Below are 20,054 nucleotides of genomic sequence, written 5' to 3' on the forward strand. Positions count from 1 at the left end.
AAGGGCGCGGGCGTTCTGCATGACGGATCTACGCCGTGGGGGCCGGGGGAGCGGTGCGACGCGTGCGGCTCCGACGGCGGGGAGCGCTGTTGCCGTCGCGGTGCTCCGGGCCATGGCCGTCGTGGGTGCCCGCTGCGGGCGCGCTGCGGTCGACGGTGTCGGTCGAGGCGGCGTCGTGCGTCCGCGAGTGGGCGCGGGTGCTCGGCTGGGACTCGAGCCGGGTGCTGCTCGGCTGCGTGCGCTCGCCTCCGCGTCCGCCGCGCTCACCACCGCGACCGCCGCCGGTCCGCGAACCCTCGCGTCCGCCGCCGGTCCGCGAACCGTCGCGTCCGCCTGCGCTCCGCGAACCCTCGCGGCGCGGAGCGGGCTCGACGGCCTTGGCGGGCTTCAGCCGGCCCTTCGTGCCCTCGGCGATGCCGAGGTCGGTGAACAGGTGCGGGCTCGACGAGTAGGTCTCCGTCGGCTCCGGCTGCCCGAACTCGAGCGCGCGGTTGATGAGCGCCCACTTGTGCAGGTCGTCCCAGTCGACGAAGGTGACGGCGATACCCGTCTTCCCGGCGCGACCGGTGCGCCCGACGCGGTGGAGGTAGGTCTTCTCGTCCTCGGGGATCGTGTGGTTGATGACGTGGGTCACGTCGTCGACGTCGATCCCGCGAGCCGCGACGTCGGTGGCGATCAGCACGTCGCGCTTCCCGGCCTTGAAGGACGCCATCGCGCGCTCGCGCTGCTCCTGGTTGAGGTCGCCGTGGACCGCTGCTGCGTTGAAGCCGCGGTCGCTCAGTTCCTCGACCAGCTTCGCGGCTGCGCGCTTCGTCCGCGTGAAGATCACGGTCTTGCCGCGACCCTCGGCCTGCAGGATGCGCGAGATCACCTCGTCCTTGTCGAGCGAGTGGGCGCGGTAGATGAGGTGCTTGATGTTGGCCTGGGTGAGGCCTTCGTCCGGGTCGCTGGCGCGGATGTGGATCGGCTTGCTCATGAAACGGCGGGCCAGGGCGACGATCGGGCCGGGCATGGTCGCCGAGAACAGCATGGTGTGGCGGGCGGCCGGCGTCTTGGAGAACAACTTCTCGATGTCGGCGAGGAAGCCGAGGTCGAGCATCTTGTCGGCCTCGTCGAGCACCATCTCGGTGATGTTCGAGAGGTCGAGCAGGCGCTGGTTGTTCAGGTCGATGAGGCGACCGGGCGTGCCGACGACGATCTGCGCGCCCGCCTTGAGCTGCTCGATCTGGCCTTCGTACGCCTTGCCGCCGTAGATGGAGACGAGGGTCGTGGAGCGGTTCGAGATGAGGATCTCGATGTCCTCGGACACCTGGACGGCGAGTTCGCGGGTCGGGACGACGACGAGCGTCTTGACGCCGGGTGCGGGGTCGAGACCGAGGCGCTGGACGATCGGGATGCCGAACCCGAAGGTCTTACCGGTTCCCGTCTTGGCCTGGCCGATGATGTCCTGGCCGGCGAGCCCCAGGGGGATCGTCTGCTCCTGGATGGGGAATGGGTCGATGATGCCCTTGGTCGTGAGGGCGTCGACGATGTCCTGGTCGACACCGAGATCAGAGAAAGTCACGGAGATACCTGTCAGTGCAGTCATGGTCTACACCTTCGATTGCACACAGGTGTAGGGCCCCGATCCGACGCCGGGGCACGGCTATTCTACCCGGGAGGTCCCGAGAGGCCGCTGGGCGCGCGGAACACGGCGATCGCTGCGCGACGGATAGGGTGGTCGCATGGCACGTTGGTTTGCACGACGTCGGCGTCGTCCCGGCACGGAGACGCCTCGGCTGCGCTCCCGCGGCGACACGGTCCAGGCGACGCGCGTCGACCTCCACGAACTCGCGCCGAGCACGGCGGACTACCTCGGTCAGGTGGCGCAACTCCAGCTCGGCTTCTTCATGACGCTCTCGTTCGCCGTCGAGCACGCCCCCAACGACGCCGACCGGGAGACGCTCGCCGAGGCGGCCGCGACCGCCCTGCGCAAACATCAGGCGCTTCTCGCCTGGCTCCGCCGGACGAACGACGACCCGGCCGCGGTGCTCGAACCGTTCGCGCGCTCACGTGACGAGTTCCAGGCGATCCTGCGCACCGGCACCTGGGACGAACTCCTCCTCGGCGTCCTCGTCACCCGCGGATTCCTCGACGAGTTCTTCGCGGAGCTCGCGCGCGGCCTCGACGGAGCGGACGCCCGCGACCTCGCGGCGATCGTCGCCCCGGGTCCCGAGGAGGACCCGCTCGTCGGGATCCTGCACCGCGTGATCGCCTCCCACCCGGAGCGCGCCTCGACCCTCGCGATGTGGGGACGACGCCTCCTCGGCGACACGATGCTCGTCGCGAGATCGGCGCTCGTGACCGAGAGCAAGGCCCTGCCCGACGACGCCAGGGTCGAACCGATCTACACGGAGCTCATCGCGAACCACACGAGAAGGATGGACGCCCTCGGCCTGACAGCCTGAACGGCAGCACCACCCCTGACGCACGATGCCGCCGCTCCGGATGGAGCGGCGGCATCGTGCGGTGTCGCCTGCGCGTCAGACGGTGGCCCCGTTCTGGAGCCGTGCGAGCATGGCGTCGTCGGAGGCGGTGCGGACGCGGACGAGCACGATGTCGACCACGATGCTCACGATCGCTGAGGCGCCGAAGGCGGCGACCCAGATCCAACCGCCGTCCCAGGCCATGCCGGCCCAGGTCGCCACGACCCACACGACGGCGGCGACGAGGGTGGCGACCGCCGGGACGAGCGCCGCTCCATGCTGGTCCCTGCCCGGCAGGAGGTAGCGGACGGCCAGCCCGAGGATGGCGCCGCCGAGCACGACGAAGAGGAGCTCCATGATCAGCCGACGAATCCGATGCGGCGCGACTCCTCGGTTCCGAGCTCGACATAGCCGATGCCCGCGGTCGGGATGAGGTAGCTGGTGCCCTTGTCGTCCTTCAGCGAGAGCAGCTTCGCGTCCGTCTCGAGGGCGGTCTTGACCGCCTGTTCGATCTCGGCTGCGGGCTGCGAGGTCTCGAAGCCGATCTCGCGAGGGCTGTTGAGGATTCCGATGCGAATTTCCACTTTGAGTGCCTTTCGGTTGCGTAGGGCAAGACTACGGGAGTCACCGTCGACGGGCCCGTCGCGGTCGCCTGCTGTCAGCGAACACCGGAACGCCGCCCGGCGGTCGCGACGATGTCGGCGGCCTCCGGTAACGTGCGGTCCATGACCGGTTCCGACGCCTCCGACCTCCCCACGGTCGCGGTCCACGACCAGCACCATGCGGCCTCCGTCGAGGCACTCGCCCCGCTCGACGACGCGCAGTCCGCCGTGCTGCGGCTCCCGGACGGACGATCGGCCGTGGTGCTCGGTGCGCCGGGCACCGGGAAGACGACGACGCTCGTCGAAGCGGTCGCGGAGCGCGTGCACGCGCGCGGCTACGGGACCGACGAACTGATCGTCATCGCCGCATCCCGATCCTCCGCGCAAGTCCTCCGCGACCGCCTCGAGGCGCGGGTCGCCAGGGCGACGCCCGGATCGCTCGCCCGCACGGCGATCTCCCTGGCGCTCGAGGTCATCGCCGGCTCCGGCGCGTTCGCCGGCACCGGGCGGCCTCGGCTGCTCACCGGAGGCGAGCAGGACCAGACCATCTCCGAACGCCTGCTCGGCGACGAGGCGGACGGCACCGGCCCGGTGTGGCCCGCGGAGCTCGGGCCCGAGGTCAGGCGTCTCCAGGGCTTCCGCACCGAACTCCGCAACCTCATGGAGCGGAGCGTCGAGCACGACATCGCGCCCGCCGAGCTGCATCGGCTCGGCACACTCCACGACCGCCCGGAGTGGATCGCCTCAGCCGCCTTCATCGAAGGGTTCCTGGCGGACGACTGGCGCGGCCACCTCACGCCGGCCGCCGCGCTGGCGCGCGCCGCTCGGCTCCTGGACGAGCAGCAGCCGGGCACCGGTGTCCTCGGACGCCTCCGGGTGGTGTTCGTGGACGACGCGCAGGAGGCGACGCACGGGGTGCTGCAGCTGTTGGCGGCCCTCGCCCGCCACGGGATCACCATCGTGGCCTTCGGTGACCCCGACCTCACCACCGGCGCCTTCCACGGTGCTCGCGCCGACGCGCTCGGGCGGTTCGGCGAGGTGCTCGGCCGCCCCGTGGACGCACTGCTGCTCGAACAGGTGCATCGCGGCACCCCGGGCATCCGCGCGACCGTGCGCGGCGTGACCGACCGCATCGGTACCGCGGGCGCGGGGCGCCACCGGCAGGCCGCTGCTCCGATCGCGGACGCTGCTGCTCCCGAGCGTCCGGTCGTCACGGTGGCTGCAGGGTCGCCGGCCGCGCAGATCGCGGTCATCGCGAGGTTCCTGCGCGAACGCCACGTGCTGGACGGGGTCCCGTGGGCCGAGATGGCCGTGGTCGTGAGGAGCGGTGGACTCATCCCGGCGATCGAGCGGGGGTTGTCGTCGCTCGAGGTGCCCACGCGGGCGAGCACCGGCGGAGCACCACTGCGGGAGCACCCCTTCGTCAGGGCGATCCTGCTCGCCGTCTCGGTCGCGCTCGGGCGCACTCCGCTCGACGCGGAGGTCGTGACCGAACTCCTCCACAGCGCCCTCGGCGGGCTCGACTCGATCGGGGTCAGACGCCTTCGCGCGGCGCTCCGGCACGCGGACCTCGCGCACGGGCTCGACCGCAGCGCCGACCGTCTGCTGGAAGAGGCGTTCGCCGTCCCCGGCGCGCTGATCGGTCTCGAGACGCCGTCGGCCGCCCGCGCCCGGTCCCTCGCCGACAGCCTCGCCGAGGCCCGGGCGCAGGCGGCAGCGGGGGCGTCGGCCGAGGAACTCGTCTACGGGCTCTGGTCCCGGAGCGGTCTCGAACGCGGCTGGGTGGCGCTGTCGAAAGGCAGCGGGCAGGCCGCCGAGGAGGCGAACCGCGACCTCGACGCGATCACGCAGCTGGCCGACGCCGCGCGCACCTTCGTCGAGTCCGAACCGGAGACCCCGGCCTCCGTCTTCCTCGACCGACTCCTCGAACAGACGGTCGGCGACGATTCACTGGCTCCGACGGGATTCCGGCAAGCGGTCACGATCGCGACACCGGCCGCCCTCGTCGGGACGGCGTTCGACACGGTCGTGGTCGCCGGGGTACAGGACGGGGTCTGGCCGAACCTCCGGGTCCGGGACTCCCTGCTCGGTGCCTCGGAGCTCGTAGAGCTGCTGGAGGGCACCGCGACGGCCACCGCCGACGCCAGACGAGCGGTCCTCCACGACGAGCTCCGACTCTTCGCTCAGGCGACCTCGCGGGCGAACCGGTCGCTCATGGTGGTCGCGGTCGTCGACGAAGACCACCAGGCGAGCCCGTTCCTCACCCTGCTCCCGAGCCCGGACCCGCACCGCGCGGCGCTCTCACCGCTGTCGCTCCGTGGGCTCGTCGGCACCCTCCGTCGCTCGCTCACCCGGCGCGTCCGTCCCGCCGACCCGGCTGAGCGCGCCGCCTCGGCGTCCGCCCTGGCGATCCTCGCGGAGGCGGGCGTGCCCGGCGCGCCGCCGGCGGAGTGGTACGGCGTGGCGGAGCCCACCTCGACGGAACCGCTCCACGACCCGACCGTCGAGGAGCTCCCGGTCTCCCCGTCGCGCATGGAGGCTTTCGAGGAGTGCCCGCTGCACTGGGCGATCGCACGCCTGGGCGGCGGAGCGTCGGGGTTCGCCTCCGGACTCGGCACGATCGTGCATGCCGCCCTCGAACACGCCGAGTCGTCCGACGAGTCGGCCCTCTGGGCGGCCGTCGAGGATCGCTGGGACGAGCTGCACTTCGAGGCCTCCTGGGAGGGCGAGGCGACGAAGCGCCGAGCGGCGGAACTCGTCCACCGGCTGTCGGCGTACCTGCACGACGCGGAGCGGACCGGGGTGACGTCCATCGGGAACGAGAGCCGGTTCAGCCTCCGCATCCCGATCGGAGAGCTGGGCGGGGCGGCCGTCCTCGGCGGGTCGATCGACCGCGTCGAGGTCGTGCCGGCCGCCGACGGGACGAAGCGGGTGGTGATCGCCGACCTCAAGACGGGTGGTTCAGCGCCCCGACAGGATCGCGATGTCGCCGACATGGCTCAGCTCGGCGCCTACCAGCTCGCCCTCGCGTCCGGCGCGATCGACGGCACGGAAGGGATGCCGAGCGGCGGGGCGAAGCTCATCGTCGTCTCGGCGGGTACCAAGCGCAAGGAGTATTACGACCCGGCTCAGCCGCCGCTCGACGACGACGCCCTCGACCGCTTCCGCGAGCGCGTGGTCGCCGATGCCATCGGCATGGCCGGCGCGGTGTTCGAGGCGCGGGTCGGCACGCACTGCCACGACCCGTTCGCCTTCGGTGAATGCGCTATCCACGTCGTCCCGGCGGTGAGCTCATGACCACGGAGCAGACGTATTCGGCCGAGACGCTCGCCGGCCTGCTCGGACTCCCACAACCGACGGCACAACAGGTGGAGGTCATCGAGGCGCCGATGGCTCCGGTCCTCGTCGTCGCCGGAGCGGGGAGTGGGAAGACCGAGACCATGGCGTCGCGGGTCGTCTGGCTGCTCGCGAACCGGCACGTGGACGTCGGCGGGATCCTCGGTCTCACCTTCACCAGGAAGGCCGCCGGCGAACTCGCGGCGAGGATCGGGAAGCGGATCGCCGCCCTGCAGGACGTCGGGATCCTCGATCCCGCGGCCGACGCCCTCTTCGACCGCCCGGACGTCTCGACCTACAACGCCTATGCGAACGCGCTCTTCCGCGACAACGCCCTCCTCGTGGGCCGCGAACCGGAGTCCGTCCTCCTGTCGGAGGCGTCGGCATGGCGGCTGGCACGCCGGATCGTCGTCCGACACGGCGACGAGCGACTGTCGACCCTCGGCAAATCGGTCGACCAGGTCGCCGAACTCGTCCTCTCGCTCAGTCACGAGCTGGCGGAGATCGACGGCACGACCGAGGACCTGCTGGGCTTCGTCGAGCAGTTCGTCGGGATCGCCGAGCTGCCCGACGGCGGCCGTGGTTCCTACGCACAGGTGGATCAGGCGGTCGCCGTCGTGGGTGCCCTGCCGGTCCTGCTCGACCTGGCTCTGCGCTACGCCGACGAGAAGCGACGTCAGGGGCTCGTCGAGTTCTCCGACCAGGTCGCGCTCGCGCTCGCCGCGTGCGAGCGTTCACCGAAGGTCGCCAAGGTCGCACGAGAACGAGCGGGCGTCGTCCTGCTCGACGAGTACCAGGACACGTCAGTCGTGCAGACGAGGCTCCTGTCGACGCTGTTCGCCGACCACCCCGTCATGGCGGTCGGCGATCCGCACCAGTCCATCTACGGCTGGCGCGGGGCGAGCGCCGCGAACCTGGCGCGGTTCTCCCGGGACTTCGGGCGGGAGGCCGCCGCGACGCAGTACAACCTGTCGACGAGCTGGCGGAACGACCGCCGGATCCTCGAGGCGGCCAACGTCCTCGTCCGTCCCCTCCAGCAGCAGGCGCAGGCGGCTGCGCGGCTGCGCGTCCTCGACCTCGAGCCGAAGCCGGGAGCGGGCGAGGGGTCGCTCTCGGTCGACGTCAGCGAGACGAGTACCGAGGAGGTGCGCGTGGTCGCCGAGTGGTGCGCCGACCGCTTGCTCGCCCACCGCGGGGGAGACCCGGCCGGTTCCGCCGCCATCCTGTTCCGCGCCCGCCGGCCCATGCAGGACTTCGCCGACGGCCTGGCCGCGCTCGGCGTGCCGCACCACATCCTCGGGCTCGGCGGTCTGCTCTCGTCCCCCGAGATCGTCGACGTGACAGCGGCGCTCCGCGTCATCCACGACCCGGGCGCCGGATCCGCGCTCATCAGGCTCTTGAGTGGGCCGCGGTGGCGGATCGGCGTCCGCGATCTCGGTCACCTCGTGGAGGTGGCCCGGTATCTGCAGGCCATCGACTGGAAGACGAAACGGTACGACGCCGAGCTCGCCGCCAGGCTCCGCGAATCGGTCGCCGACGACGACGGACGTTCCATCATCGACGCGGTCGACTTCATCGCCGCCGACCGTGTGCCGGCCGGACTGGCGGCCGGGTTCACCGAGGAAGGCCGGTCGCGGATCCGGGAGGCAGGGCTGGTGTTCGCCTCCCTCCGACGCCGGGTGGGCAGCGGCCTCCCGGACCTCGTCAGGGCCGTCGAGCGCGAGCTGCGACTCGACATCGAGGTCGTCGCGAACGAGTCCACCGGATCCGCGGCCCGGGCGTCCGCACGACTGCAGGCGTTCCACGACGAGATCATCTCGTTCATCGCGGCCGAGGAGCAGGTCAACCTCGGGAGTCTGCTCGCCTGGATCGACCGATCGCTCGGCCGGGACGATCTCGGTCCGGCCGGTGAGGCACCCGACCAGGGGGCCGTCCAACTCCTGACCATCCACGGGTCGAAGGGGCTCGAATGGGATCACGTGGTGATCCCGCGGCTCGTCGTCGACGAGCTCCCGGCGAAACCGAAGGATGGCAAGGGTTGGGTCGGGCTCGGCACGCTGCCCTACGACTTCCGCGGCGACGCAGCGGAACTCCCGGAGTTCGCCTGGCGGACGGCCGAGACCCGTAAGGAGGTCGTCGACGCCCAGGCCGCCTTCTCGGAGGCGCTGTCCGCACGGGCGCTCGACGAGGAACGGCGCCTCGCCTATGTGGCGGTCACGCGGGCGAAGCACGACCTCCTGCTCACCGGATCGTTCTGGTCCGGCGAGCGGAAACGACCCCGTGCGGCCAGCACATACCTCGAGGAACTGGCCGACGCCGGCGTCATCGGTGAGCTCCCCGCGGCGTCGGCGTTCGAGGAGAACCCCATCGACACCGGCGCCGCCGTCGTGCAGTGGCCGCTCGACCCGCTCGGACCCCGTCGCGCCGTCGTGGAACGGGCGGCGGCCGAGGTCGAGGAACGCCGCGGGCTCCCGGAGGCCGGACTCCTGGCGACACTCGGACCGCTCGAGAACGAGCTGACCCTGCTGCTGGAGGAACGTCGCCGTGCCGCGACGACCAGCGCGCGCGGCGAACTCCCCGTGAGGATCCCGGCCTCGAGGTTCAAGGAGTTCGTCACCGAACCCGAGGCTGCCCTCGAGCGGCTCCGGCGCCCGGTGCCACAGCGACCCTACCGACAGACCCGACTGGGGACCCGGTTCCATTCCTGGGTCGAGGCGCACTACGAGCGGCACGGGCTCCAGGAACTCGTGGACGCCGGCCCCGACGAGCTCGACCTCGAAGCCCCAGGCGCGGACGCCGCCGAGCGCACCGGTTTCGAGGAGCTCGTCGAACGGTTCCTCGCCTCGGAGTGGGCGGACGTCCGTCCGATCGAGGTCGAGACGGAGATCCACGTTCCGCTGGGCGACACCGGTCGCCTGGTGGTGTGCAAGCTCGACGCCGTGTTCCAGCGCGGGGATCGCTTCGAGATCGTCGACTGGAAGACGGGTGGGATGCCGACGACGCCGGAGGACGTGCGGAACGCCTCGTTCCAGCTCGCGCTGTACCGGCTCGCGTACGCACACCATCGGGACATCGACCCCGAGCGCATCGACGCCGTGCTCTACTACGTCACGCACGACGTGCAGCTGCGTCCCGAACGCCTCTACTCGGAGGAGGAGCTCCTGTCGGAGTGGGAGCGGTCCTTCGGGGTTGACGCGGCGTCCCAGAGCTCGAACGACGAGGTGTCGATCTGATCCGTGGCATTCGCGTCCTCGGCGGACGGGTCTTCGTCCTCATCGGTGCCAGCGGTTCCAGGGTCCCGGCCGAGGGCCCGTTCGAGCTCTGAGCGGTCGTAGGTGTCGGTCTGCATCGCAATACCGGGGGAGGAGGATCCGAGGGGGGTGCGGTCGAGCATGTCCTCGACCTCGTCGACCGCCAGGACGGGGCCATTGGTGGTTCCGAGGGGGTCGGTGACGTCGCCGAGCACCCGGTCCACGAGTCCATCGAGCATGGCCACGGCGTCCTCGACGATCGTCTCATCGTGGCTGTCCCGGCCGTGCAGCAGCCAGCGGGCGATCTCCAATTCCGCGTAGAGGCGTGCACGGAGGGTCACGAACCGGTCCGGGCCACGGGAGCACGAGACCGCGTACGTGGACAGGGTCTGTTCACCCGTGGCGCCGAGCGTCGCGATCCAGTGGAGGTCGAGGGCCGGGTCGCCGACCCGGAGGGAGCCCCAGTCGAGGACGCCGTTGACGAGGCCGTGGCCGTCCTGCTGGATGACGAGGATCCGGTCGGCCGCCAGGGCGCCGTGGATGACCGTCGGCTGGAACTGCCAGAGCGAGTTGTCCTCCACCGCGGCTTGCCAGCGCTCGCGGACGGCGGTCGGGAGGAGCCGTGTCTCCGCCGCACGGGAGACGATGCGGTGTGCGTCCGCGCGGATGAGTTCCGTCGACAGCAGCGGCAGGCCGGCCTCCGCCACGAACGAGGTCGGGAGTGAATGGATCGCGGCGATCGCGGCTCCGAGCGAATCGGCGAGGACCTCGTCGCTGCTGAGTGCCGTCGGGTCGAGGTGGGTGCCGGCGACGAAGTCGAGCACCACGGCGCGGGTGCCGTCCACCGGGAGCTGACCGACGACCGTCGGCGCGTCGAACGGCAACCTGCTGCGGATCCCTGGCGTGAGGGCGCGGAGGGCGATGAGGTCGGCGGACTGCTCCGTCTCGGCCTGCTGCGAGGTCGGGATGCGCACGATCAGCTCGCGCCCGTCGCCCGTCACGAGTCGGGCCGCGTCGTAGTTCCCCTCGCCTCCTGCGGTGTGCGCGCCGGAGCCGCGGACCTGGAGGTCGGCGACGGCCGAGGTGGCCAACGCGGCTAGAGTGAGATGGGATCTGGCCATGACATCCAGGGTACGGGGCCGTCCCGGCGAGCCGCGCTCGCCACGCCCTCAGAGAGGTTGTCCATGACGATTCAGGTTCGCGCACTCGCCGGCCTCCCGCTCGCGAGAGGCGGACTCGACCGTCACGGTGAGGTCCGATCGCGGCCCGAACTGCTGGACGAGCTGCGTGCCGATCCGACGGTGCGCGCCGTCGTCCTCAAGGGCCGACGCGCGCTCGTGACCGGCGACACCTTGGACCGCCTGACGCCCTCCGAGCTGCCGGAGCCGGAACTGCTGGTGTACCTCGGCCGCACGATCGACGAGACTCCCGAGATGCCCGCGGGCACCGGCATCCTCCTGTGGGTGCTCGGCGATGCGGAGGCCGACACGATCACGGACGACGAGGACCGCTGGTTCGACCTGCGTCGGAGCGGTCACCGACTCTCCGACACGGACGTCGGCATCCTCGCCACCTCGTTGGCGATCGCAGGCTGGCACCGCGCCGAGCCCTTCTGCGCGCACTGCGGGTCCCCGACGACGGTTCGGAACGCCGGCTGGGCCAGGCACTGCCCGGTCGACGGCAACGAGTTGTTCCCGCGCATGGACCCGGCGGTCATCGTGGCGGTCGTCGACCCCGCCGGTCGGATCCTGCTCGGATCGAACGCGATGTGGGAGCACAACCGGTACTCGCTGCTCGCGGGGTACGTCGACGCCGGAGAGTCGCTTGAACAGGCCGTCTCCCGCGAGATCTTCGAGGAGTCGGGCATGCGCCTCGGGACGCCCGTCTACCTCGGGTCGCAGCCGTGGCCGTTCCCGCGTTCGCTCATGCTCGGGTTCGTCGCGCCGCTCGCGGAGGATCAGGATCCCGAGGCGCTCGTCCCGGACGGGCAGGAGATCCTCGACCTCCGCTGGTTCACGCGGGAGGAACTCGAGGACCCGTCGACGGACGTGATCCTGCCCGGTCCGTCGTCGATCGCCCGGGCCGTCATCGACGACTGGCTGAGCGGATCTTGGACCCGATGAGGGGCGCCGCATTCGTGGGTCGACGATGAGCAGCCCGGCCGAACTGCTCGCAGGACTCGACCCTGATCAGGCGGTCGCGGCGGAGGCGCTTCGCGGACCCGTGTGCATGCTCGCCGGTGCCGGCACCGGCAAGACCCGGGCGATCACGCACCGCATCGCGTACGGCGTCGCCACCGGGACGTACACCGCCTCCAGGGTGATGGCCCTCACCTTCACGAGCCGTGCCGCCGCGGAACTGCGCGGCCGGTTGCGGGCGCTCGGTGCCGAGGGGGTCTCGGCGAGGACGTTCCACGCGTCGGCGCTGTCGCAGCTGAACTTCTTCTGGCCGCAGGTCGTCGGCGGGCAGGTGCCGGCGCTCGTCGAGAGCAAAGGGCGGGTCCTCGGCCACGCCGCGGAACGACTCCGCCTCAGGGTCGACACGGCGACGCTGCGGGACGTCGCCGGCGAGATCGAGTGGCGGAAGGTGTCGGGCCTGACGCTGGAACAGTACGCGGCGGCGAACCGCCCGCTGCCGGCGAAGCTCTCCCTCGAGCAGGTGGTGGCCCTCCAGGAGAGCTACGAGCAGCTCAAGGACGAGCGCAAGCGGATCGACTTCGAGGACGTCCTGCTCGCGTGCGCCGGCATGATCGAGACCGAACCGTCGGTCGCGATGCAGGTCCATGAGCAGTACCGGTTCTTCGTCGTCGACGAGTACCAGGACGTGTCGCCGCTGCAGCACCGCCTGCTCGAACTCTGGCTGGGCGGCCGCCGAGACGTGTGTGTCGTCGGTGACGCGAGCCAGACCATCTACTCGTTCGCTGGCGCTCGAGCCGACTACCTCCTGGACTTCCCGACCCGGTACCACGACGCGACCGTGGTGCGCCTCGAACGCAACTACCGCTCGGCCCCACCCGTCGTCGCTGCTGCGAACACGCTCATGCGCGGGCGTCCGGGTGCGCTGCAGCTCTCCGCGGTGCGAGCGGAGGACGATTCGGCACCGTCAGTGCGCCCCGAGACCCCTGCAGTCGGGGTTCGCCAGTATCCCAACGAGCTGTCCGAGGCGAGAGGGGTCGCGTCGGAGATCCTCGACCAGCTGCAGTCCGGCGTCCCCGCGTCGGAGATCGCCGTCCTGTACCGCATCAACGTGCAGGCCGCTGCACTCGAGACGGCGCTGGGCGAAGCCGGCATCCCGTATGTCATGCACGGATCGAAGCGCTTCTTCGAACTCCCCGAGGTGCGCCAGGCGCTGCTACAACTCCGGGCGGCCTCCGTCTCCATCAGCGGTGAACCGCTGTTCAAGTCCGTCAGCGACGTGCTCCGGTCCCTCGGATGGAGCCAGGATCCGCCGGACGGCGGCGGCGCCGTGCGTGACCGCTGGGAGTCGCTCAACGCGATCATGGGGCTCGTCGACCAGGCGCCGGAGGGCACGACGTTCCGCGCCTTCACCGACGAACTGCAGACCCGTCAGGCGGCGCAGCACGAGCCGACGGTCGAGGCCGTCACCCTCGCGACCCTGCACTCCGCCAAGGGGCTCGAGTGGGAGGCCGTCCACCTCATCGGCCTGTCGGAAGGGTATCTGCCGATCTCCTACGCGAAGCACTTCGAGCAGGCGGACGAGGAGCGTCGGCTCCTCTACGTCGGGATCACCCGGGCCAAGCGCCTCCTGCACCTGTCGTGGTCGGAGACACAGCAGCGCGGGGGGAGACGGGAGCCGTCCCGCTTCCTGGCAGAGCTCGGCATGCGCACCTCGAGTGCTCCCGGACGACGCGGCGCTTGACCCCTCCCGAGGCGGCGTCGATCACCAACTGGGTGTTCGCGAGGGTGGGCTGCGCCGCGTCGATCCGTCTGAGGACGACGCGCGCGACCCGGGCCGCGACCTCCGATCGGACCAGCGGGGTGTCGAGTGGGGAACGGTGCTCGAGGAGTTGGGACGCGACCGCCGGCCAGGCCGGATCGTCGTCGGCGCGGTGCAACTCGAGGCAGTGCAGGCAGGGCCCGGCGCCCGGCGTCACGAAGGGGCCGAGACGGACGAAGCGGTCCCCGAAGACGATCGGCAGATGCGGGACGTCGTCCCGGAGCCACCGGGCGTACCGGCTCGGAGGCAGGACGAAGTCGCCGAACAGGATCGCGATGTCGACCGGATCGGCTGCTGCCCCCGGCGGTTCCTCGACGGGCCCCGCCGCGACGAGCTCGATCGTCGACTGGTCCGTGAGCAGCCGGCGGAGCTGGTCGGCGGACGGGGTCGAACCGTCCACCACGACGCGATGCCGACGTGGGGGAGTGCCTGGCCCCGTGCCGTGCTCGATCACCGGCTCGAGCGCCGTGAGGACGCGCTCGACCTCAGCCTCCGGGACGCCGAACGCGCCGGACAGTCGACGTCCGACCGACACCGGGAACCCGGCACGCAGGGCGGAGACGACCTGCTCGGTGTCGGTCATGACGCTGTCCAGGACGACGGCGTCGTCGACCCCGATCTGCAGACTGTGGGGCGTTCGCCAGAGGAGAGGTCTGCGGGGATCGAGGCGGGTCGTCATCCATCGATGATGACGGTTCCGCGAGCGGGTCCGTCGTGGCTCTCCACAGGCCCGCTCGCTCTCGAGAGCGGCGGATCAGACCGGGGGACCGCCGATGCCGTCCGGGTCGGAGGGGTCCGATCCCGGATCGTCGGTGCGAGCCTGCTCGTCGCGCGCGGCGTCGCCTCGTTCCTCGTCGCGGAGCAGGTCCTCGAGTGCGAGGTCCATCTCGTCCTGTTCCGGGCGCTCCCCGCGGGCTTCGGCCTCGAGACGCGCCACGAGGGCGTCCGGTGCGTCGATGTCGGCCGCGGTGGGGACGAGGTCCGGGTGCGACCAGAGGGCGTCCCGCTGCGCCGTACCGACCGCGTCGGTGACCTGCTGCCACATCACCGCCGCCTCGCGGAGGCGTCGGGGGCGGAGCTCGAGTCCGACGAGCGCTCCGAGTGCCTGCTCGGCCGGCCCGCCAGCGGCGCGTCGGCGTCGGACGGTCTCGGCGATGGCCGCCGATCGCGGCAGACGGACGGTCGCCGCAGCGGTGACGACGTCCACCCAGCCTTCGATGAGCGCCAGGGTGGTCTCGAGGCGGGCGAGACTCGCCTCCTGCGACTCGGTCCGGGCGGGGATGAGGGCCCCGCTCGTCATCGCCTCGCGGAGCTCCTCGGGGTTGGACGGATCGAAGCTCTCGGCGAGCTCCTCGAGGCGTTCCGTGTCGATCCGGATGCCGCGTGCGAAGTCCGTGATCGAGGAGATGAGGTGCAGGCGGAGCCACCGTGCGTGGCGGAAGAGTCGCGCGTGGGCCAGTTCGCGGACGGCGAGGTAGATCTGGACCTGGTCCGCCGGGATGTCGAGACCTTCGCCGAAGTCGGCGACGTTCTGGGGGACGAGTGCCGCCTCGTTGTCGTCGAGCAGCGGGATGCCGATGTCCCCGCCGGAGACGACCTCTTTGGAGAGCTGACCGACCACCTGGCCGAGCTGCATCGCGAAGAGGGTGCCGCCGATGCCGCGGACGAGTTGTCCGGCGTTCGCGATCATGCCGGAGAGCTCCTCCGGAGCCCGTTCGGTGAGGACGCCGGTGAGGGCGTTCGCGATGTTGGTCGCCACCGGTTCCGCGAGCTGGGTCCAGAACGGCATCGTCTTCGTCGCCCAACGGGTCCTCGTGTAGAGGGCGGGCTCGCTGGAGAGCTCGGCGACATCAGTGACGTCGGCCAGCCACAGGGAAGCGATGTGGAACGCCTGCTCGTACTCGACGCGCTGCTCGGGCGTCGTGTCGCGCGCACCGTCGCCGGCGATCGTCTTCGCCTGCTGCAGCGAGGTGTCCCAGTTGATGCCGTCGCTGTTCGAGCGCAGGGCGCCCTGCAGCTGTGACATGAGCGCGGCGAGACTGGCCGGATCGCTCGGCAGGCCGGCGGCGCCGGCGAGTTGACTCGGATCGAACGAGCCGTTGCCGGAGAGCAGCTCGCGGAGCATGTCGCGGAACTCGTCCTCCGGACTCTTGTCGGAATCCTCTGGCACGTCAGCCGCCTCTCAGATTGCTCGGTGCTGGGCCTTCTACGCTAGTCGCACCTCGCTGAAGAATCGCCGGGGTATGGTTGGTCGGGTTTCCGCCCACCGCGAACAGTCCGGAAGGCTTGCATGTCGCTCTTCGCCGATGAGGCTCCCACCGCTTCGGCGCCGACCGGCCATGGCCGGAACCGCCGTGCGCGCTTCGGATGGATCGTCCTCGTCCTCTCATTGGTGCTCCTCGGCGTCCTCTCCGCGGTGCCCGCTCCGTACGTGATCGAACAGCCGGGACCGGTCTTCAACGTGCTCGGCACGACCGAGGGCGAGGACAAGGACGTCCCACTCATCGAGGTCCACGACACGAAGACCTACGACACCGGTGGCACCCTCGACATGCTCACGGTGCAGCTCGTCGGCAACCCGCAGCGGAGCCCCGGTTGGCTCGACATCGTCTCAGCCTGGTTCGATCCGAGCCGGGCGGTGGTCCCGATGGACCTTTACTTCCCGCCGGGCGTCACGACGGAGCAGCGCGACGAGCAGAACGCGACGCTGATGGTCGACTCCCAGCAGGACTCCGTCGCCGCTGCGTTGCGTGAGCTCGGCTACGAGGTGCCCGAGCACGTCGTCGTCGCGCAGATCGCCGAGGGGGCACCGGCGCAGGGCGTGTTGCGACTCGACGACGAGATCGTCGCCGTCGACGGCGCACCGGTGACGGGGCTCGACAGCCTGCGCGGCGCCATCGCCGAGAACGGGACGGAGACCCCCGTCACCCTCGACATCGTGCGTGGGGGCTCCCCGGCCACGGTGCAGATCACGCCCACGACGGCGACCGCGAGCGATGGGACGACCTCGACGGTGATCGGCATCGGCACGAAGGTCACCTACGATCTGCCGGTCGACATCACCATCCAGCTCGACAACGTCGGCGGGCCGAGCGCCGGCATGATGTTCGCCCTGGGGATGATCGACCTGCTCACGCCGGGCGAGCTCAACGGCGGGAAGGACGTCGCCGGAACCGGCACGATCGACGCCGACGGCAACGTCGGAGCCATCGGCGGCATCCGCCAGAAGCTCTTCGGCGCCAAGGACGCCGGGGCCGAGTGGTTCCTCGCACCGGAGAGCAACTGCGACGAGGTCTCCGGCCACATCCCGGACGGTCTGCAGGTCTTCGCCGTCAAGACGCTCGACGATTCGCTCGCGGCGCTCAAGGTCATCGCCGACGGCGGCGACACCAGTGCCCTCCCGACCTGCCCCGCGGGTTGACCTCTAGGGCGCTCTCTCAGGCCCGCCGCTTTAGGATGGTCACGACGACCCCTATCTGAAGAGGCCATACGTGACATCCGCAGCAGCAGAGAAGCCCCTGTCCACTCAGCGCCGACGCGCCCCGATAGCGATCACGGTGGCGGTCATCGCCGCGCTCCTCATCGGGTTCTTCGTGTTCTCGGGGTTCTACGCCGATCTGTTGTGGTTCCAGCAGCTCGGGTTCACCGAGGTGCTGACCACCCAGTGGATCGCCACCATCGCCATGTTCCTCATCGGCTTCGTCGGCATGGCCCTGCCCGTCTGGCTGGCCATCGAGATCGCCTACCGGACCCGCCCCGTCTACGCGAAGCTCAGTTCGCAGGTGGACCGCTACCAGCAGGTGGTCGAGCCACTGCGCCGACTGGCGACCTACGGCATCCCCGCGCTCTTCGGGCTCTTCGGTGGTGTCGCCGCCGCCTCGCGGTGGCAGCTGGCCCTGCTCTGGATGAACGGCACGCCGTCCGGCACGAAGGACCCGCAGTTCAACCTGGACGTCTCCTTCTACCTCTTCGACCTGCCGTTCTTCCAGGCGGTCGTCGCGTTCTCCTCTGCCGTCGTGCTGATCGCCCTGATCGCCACGGCCGTCGTCACCTACCTCTACGGAGGCATCCGGGTCGTCAGCCGCGAGGTCTGGATCTCCATGGCGGCCCGGGTGCAGATCTCCGTGCTCGCCGCGCTCTACCTGATCCTGCAGGCGGTCAGCCTGTGGCTCGACCAGTACACGACCCTGAACGACACCGGCACCCTCATCACCGGAGCGTCCTACACGGACGTCGCCGCGATCATCCCCGGCCGGGTGATCCTCGCCGGCATCGCACTCATGGTCGCCGTGCTGTTCATCGTGACGGCCTTCATCGGCCGCTGGCGTCTGCCGCTCGTCGGCACCGCGCTCCTGATCGTCGCCTCCCTCATCGTCGGCAGCCTCTACCCGTGGATCGTCCAGCGGTTCCAGGTGGAGCCGAACGCGAAGAGCCTCGAGACGCCGTACATCCAGAAGAACATCGACATGACGCGCGACGCCTACGGCATCGCCGACGTGCAGGAGGAGGAGTACGAGGCGACCACCGACGCGACGCCGGGTGCTCTGCGTCAGGACGCGGAGACGACCGCGAACATCCGCATCATCGACCCCTCGCTGGTGAGTGCCTCGGTCGCGCAGCTCGAGCAGTTCAAGCAGTTCTACTCCTTCGACAAGCAGCTCGACGTCGACCGCTACACGATCGACGGCAAGACGCAGGACACCGTCGTCGCGGTCCGCGAACTGAACGTCTCCGGCCTCGACAACTCGCAGTCGTGGATCAACAACACGGTCGTGTACACCCACGGGTACGGCCTGGTCGCCGCCTACGGCAACCAGCGCTCCGCCTCGGGTGAGCCGGTCTTCCTCGAGTCCGGCATCCCGACGACCGGTGCGCTCGGAGACTTCGAGCCCCGCGTGTACTTCGGCGAGCAGTCTCCCGACTACTCGATCGTCGGTGCGCCGAAGGGCAGCGATCCGATCGAGCTCGACTACCCGTCGGGCACGCAGGGGGAGTCGCAGACGTACACGACCTTCGACGGTGACGGCGGGCCGAAGCTCGACAACGTCTTCAAGAAGCTCGTCTACGCGCTCAAGTTCCAGTCCGAGCAGATCTTCCTGTCCGACTCGGTCAACGACCAGTCGCAGATCCTGTACGACCGTGAGCCCCTGACGCGCGTCCAGAAGGTCGCGCCCTACCTGACGCTCGACTCCGACCCCTACCCGTCGGTGGTGGACGGACAGATCGTCTGGATCGTGGACGGCTACACGACGAGCGCCAGCTACCCGTACTCGAAGACCGTGAGCCTCTCGGACACGATCTCCGACTCGGTCACGCCGGTACAGAACTACGCTCTCGACGACGTGAACTACATCCGCAACTCGGTGAAGGCCACGGTCAACGCCTACGACGGCAAGGTCACGCTCTACAGCTGGGACGACAAGGACCCGATCCTCGAGACGTGGCAGAAGGTCTTCCCGTCGACGGTGAAGCCGATGTCCGAGATGTCCGGCGACCTCATGAGCCACGTCCGGTACCCGGCCGACCTCTTCAAGGTCCAGCGTTCGGTGCTCGGCCAGTACCACGTCACGAACGCCGGTTCGTTCTACTCGAGCGAGGACGCGTGGGTGACCCCCAACGACCCGCAGTCCACCGACACCGAGAAGAAGTACCAGCCGCCGTACTACCTGACGATGCAGCTCCCCGAGCAGCAGGCGCCGTCGTTCTCGCTGTACTCGACCTTCATCCCTCGTCAGGGTGGTGAACAGTCGCGGAACGTGCTCACCGGCTACCTGGCGGTGGATGCGAACGCCGGCGGCGAGGACGGCAAACGCAGCTCCGACTACGGCAAGATCAGGCTCCTGACGCTGCCGAAGGATGACACCGTCCCGGGCCCGGGCCAGGTGCAGAACACCTTCGACTCGGATCCGAGTGTGTCGAGCCAGATCAACATCCTGAAACAGGGCCAGACGGAGGTGCTGAACGGCAACCTGCTGACGGTGCCCGTCGGTGGTGGGCTCCTCTACGTGCAACCCGTCTACGTCAAGTCGACGGGTGACACGAGCTTCCCGCTGCTGCAGAAGGTGCTCGTGGCCTTCGGCGATCAGATCGCCTTCGAGGACACGCTCGACGAGGCGCTCGACACCCTCTTCGGCGGAGACTCGGGAGCCGACGCCGGCGACACGAACGTCCCGGGAGACGCGACGACACCGCCGACCGACGGGACGGACACGGGCGACGGCACGGACACGGGGACGACACCGAGCACGGGTGATCCCGCGGTCGACGCGCAGATCAAGACCCTGCTGAGCGAGGCCCGCGCGGCCATCCTCGAGAAGGACGCTGCGATGGCCAGTGGCGACTGGGCGGCCTACGGCGTCGCCGACAAGAAGGTCTCCGACGCGCTCGCGAAGGCGTTGGACCTGCTGAACGGCTGATCCGAGCTGCTGCTCGATTGAACGGCG

12 protein-coding genes and 1 pseudogene are annotated in these 20,054 nt (G+C 70.2%); 7 read left to right on the top strand and 6 right to left on the bottom strand.

Going from position 1 to position 20,054, the window contains the following annotated elements; genetic code table 11:
• Nucleotides 1–28 precede the first annotated feature (28 nt).
• Nucleotides 29–1,588, bottom strand: coding sequence for a DEAD/DEAH box helicase (locus ITJ57_RS08015; protein WP_194669573.1), 1,560 nt, complete (start codon nt 1,586–1,588; stop codon nt 29–31).
• A gap of 136 nt (nt 1,589–1,724) precedes the next feature.
• Between ITJ57_RS08015 and ITJ57_RS08020 the strand changes: the two genes are divergently transcribed.
• Nucleotides 1,725–2,447, top strand: a complete 723-nt coding sequence (locus tag ITJ57_RS08020) for a ferritin-like fold-containing protein (protein ID WP_194669574.1) — start codon at nt 1,725–1,727, stop codon at nt 2,445–2,447.
• Nucleotides 2,448–2,522: 75 nt separating this feature from the next.
• Here ITJ57_RS08020 and ITJ57_RS08025 read toward each other — a convergent pair whose 3' ends face one another.
• Both ITJ57_RS08025 and ITJ57_RS19770 read right to left on the bottom strand, forming a co-directional pair.
• Nucleotides 2,523–2,822, bottom strand: a complete 300-nt coding sequence (locus ITJ57_RS08025; protein WP_194669575.1) for a hypothetical protein — start codon at nt 2,820–2,822, stop codon at nt 2,523–2,525.
• A gap of 2 nt (nt 2,823–2,824) precedes the next feature.
• Nucleotides 2,825–3,049, bottom strand: coding sequence for a DUF3107 domain-containing protein (locus ITJ57_RS19770; protein ID WP_056007232.1), 225 nt, complete (start codon nt 3,047–3,049; stop codon nt 2,825–2,827).
• Between the two features lie 141 nt (nt 3,050–3,190).
• Here ITJ57_RS19770 and ITJ57_RS08035 point away from each other — a divergent pair, with 141 nt between their 5' ends.
• Complete coding sequence (locus ITJ57_RS08035) at nt 3,191–6,364, top strand: UrvD/REP family ATP-dependent DNA helicase (protein WP_194669576.1); 3,174 nt, start codon at nt 3,191–3,193, stop codon at nt 6,362–6,364.
• Complete coding sequence (locus tag ITJ57_RS08040; protein ID WP_228506542.1) at nt 6,328–9,636, top strand: ATP-dependent DNA helicase; 3,309 nt, start codon at nt 6,328–6,330, stop codon at nt 9,634–9,636. The genes ITJ57_RS08035 and ITJ57_RS08040 overlap by 37 nt, the downstream gene beginning before the upstream one ends.
• Here the strand turns inward: ITJ57_RS08040 and ITJ57_RS08045 are convergent.
• The gene (locus ITJ57_RS08045; protein WP_194669577.1) at nt 9,546–10,775 is read right to left on the bottom strand and encodes a phosphotransferase; all 1,230 of its coding nucleotides are present in this window, start codon (nt 10,773–10,775) and stop codon (nt 9,546–9,548) included. The two genes, ITJ57_RS08040 and ITJ57_RS08045, sit on opposite strands and share 91 nt — an antisense overlap.
• Nucleotides 10,776–10,838: 63 nt before the next feature.
• Between ITJ57_RS08045 and nudC the strand changes: the two genes are divergently transcribed.
• Together nudC and ITJ57_RS08055 are read left to right on the top strand one after the other, a co-directional pair.
• Entirely contained in the window at nt 10,839–11,777 is a 939-nt protein-coding gene (gene nudC / locus ITJ57_RS08050; RefSeq protein ID WP_194669578.1) for an NAD(+) diphosphatase, read from the top strand.
• A 25-nt stretch (nt 11,778–11,802) separates the two neighbouring features.
• Nucleotides 11,803–13,533: an ATP-dependent helicase gene (locus ITJ57_RS08055; RefSeq protein ID WP_194669579.1), complete on the top strand. Its 1,731-nt coding sequence runs from the start codon at nt 11,803–11,805 to the stop codon at nt 13,531–13,533.
• On the opposite strand, the pseudogene ITJ57_RS19345 reads toward ITJ57_RS08055, so the two are convergent.
• Both ITJ57_RS19345 and ITJ57_RS08060 read right to left on the bottom strand, forming a co-directional pair.
• Nucleotides 13,487–14,290, bottom strand: a pseudogene (locus tag ITJ57_RS19345) (TOMM precursor leader peptide-binding protein); the annotation flags it as partial. The gene ITJ57_RS08055 and the pseudogene ITJ57_RS19345 sit on opposite strands and share 47 nt — an antisense overlap.
• A gap of 75 nt (nt 14,291–14,365) precedes the next feature.
• Nucleotides 14,366–15,736 (bottom strand): zinc-dependent metalloprotease, encoded by a 1,371-nt coding sequence (locus tag ITJ57_RS08060; protein WP_194670346.1) that lies wholly within the window; start codon nt 15,734–15,736, stop codon nt 14,366–14,368.
• 165 nt (nt 15,737–15,901) lie between these two features.
• Between ITJ57_RS08060 and ITJ57_RS08065 the strand changes: the two genes are divergently transcribed.
• Together ITJ57_RS08065 and ITJ57_RS08070 are read left to right on the top strand one after the other, a co-directional pair.
• Entirely contained in the window at nt 15,902–17,032 is a 1,131-nt protein-coding gene (locus ITJ57_RS08065) for a PDZ domain-containing protein (protein ID WP_194669580.1), read from the top strand.
• Nucleotides 17,033–17,102: 70 nt separating this feature from the next.
• Nucleotides 17,103–20,027 (top strand): UPF0182 family protein, encoded by a 2,925-nt coding sequence (locus tag ITJ57_RS08070; protein ID WP_194669581.1) that lies wholly within the window; start codon nt 17,103–17,105, stop codon nt 20,025–20,027.
• The last annotated feature ends 27 nt before the right edge of the window (nt 20,028–20,054 follow it).

Origin of the sequence: Plantibacter sp. VKM Ac-2880, assembly GCF_015351235.1 — a bacterium.
Classification (GTDB): Bacteria; Actinomycetota; Actinomycetes; order Actinomycetales; family Microbacteriaceae; genus Plantibacter.

What these genes read in the sequence shown, in the direction of transcription:
- ITJ57_RS08015 (WP_194669573.1), bottom strand. Translation starts at nt 1,588, where the DNA reads ATGACTGCACTGACAGGTATCTCCGTGACTTTCTCTGATCTCGGTGTC.
- ITJ57_RS08020 (WP_194669574.1), top strand. Translation starts at nt 1,725, where the DNA reads ATGGCACGTTGGTTTGCACGACGTCGGCGTCGTCCCGGCACGGAGACG.
- ITJ57_RS08025 (WP_194669575.1), bottom strand. Translation starts at nt 2,822, where the DNA reads ATGGAGCTCCTCTTCGTCGTGCTCGGCGGCGCCATCCTCGGGCTGGCC.
- ITJ57_RS08035 (WP_194669576.1), top strand. Translation starts at nt 3,191, where the DNA reads ATGACCGGTTCCGACGCCTCCGACCTCCCCACGGTCGCGGTCCACGAC.
- ITJ57_RS08040 (WP_228506542.1), top strand. Translation starts at nt 6,328, where the DNA reads ATGCGCTATCCACGTCGTCCCGGCGGTGAGCTCATGACCACGGAGCAG.
- ITJ57_RS08045 (WP_194669577.1), bottom strand. Translation starts at nt 10,775, where the DNA reads ATGGCCAGATCCCATCTCACTCTAGCCGCGTTGGCCACCTCGGCCGTC.
- nudC (WP_194669578.1), top strand. Translation starts at nt 10,839, where the DNA reads ATGACGATTCAGGTTCGCGCACTCGCCGGCCTCCCGCTCGCGAGAGGC.
- ITJ57_RS08055 (WP_194669579.1), top strand. Translation starts at nt 11,803, where the DNA reads ATGAGCAGCCCGGCCGAACTGCTCGCAGGACTCGACCCTGATCAGGCG.
- ITJ57_RS08060 (WP_194670346.1), bottom strand. Translation starts at nt 15,736, where the DNA reads ATGCTCCGCGAGCTGCTCTCCGGCAACGGCTCGTTCGATCCGAGTCAA.
- ITJ57_RS08065 (WP_194669580.1), top strand. Translation starts at nt 15,902, where the DNA reads ATGTCGCTCTTCGCCGATGAGGCTCCCACCGCTTCGGCGCCGACCGGC.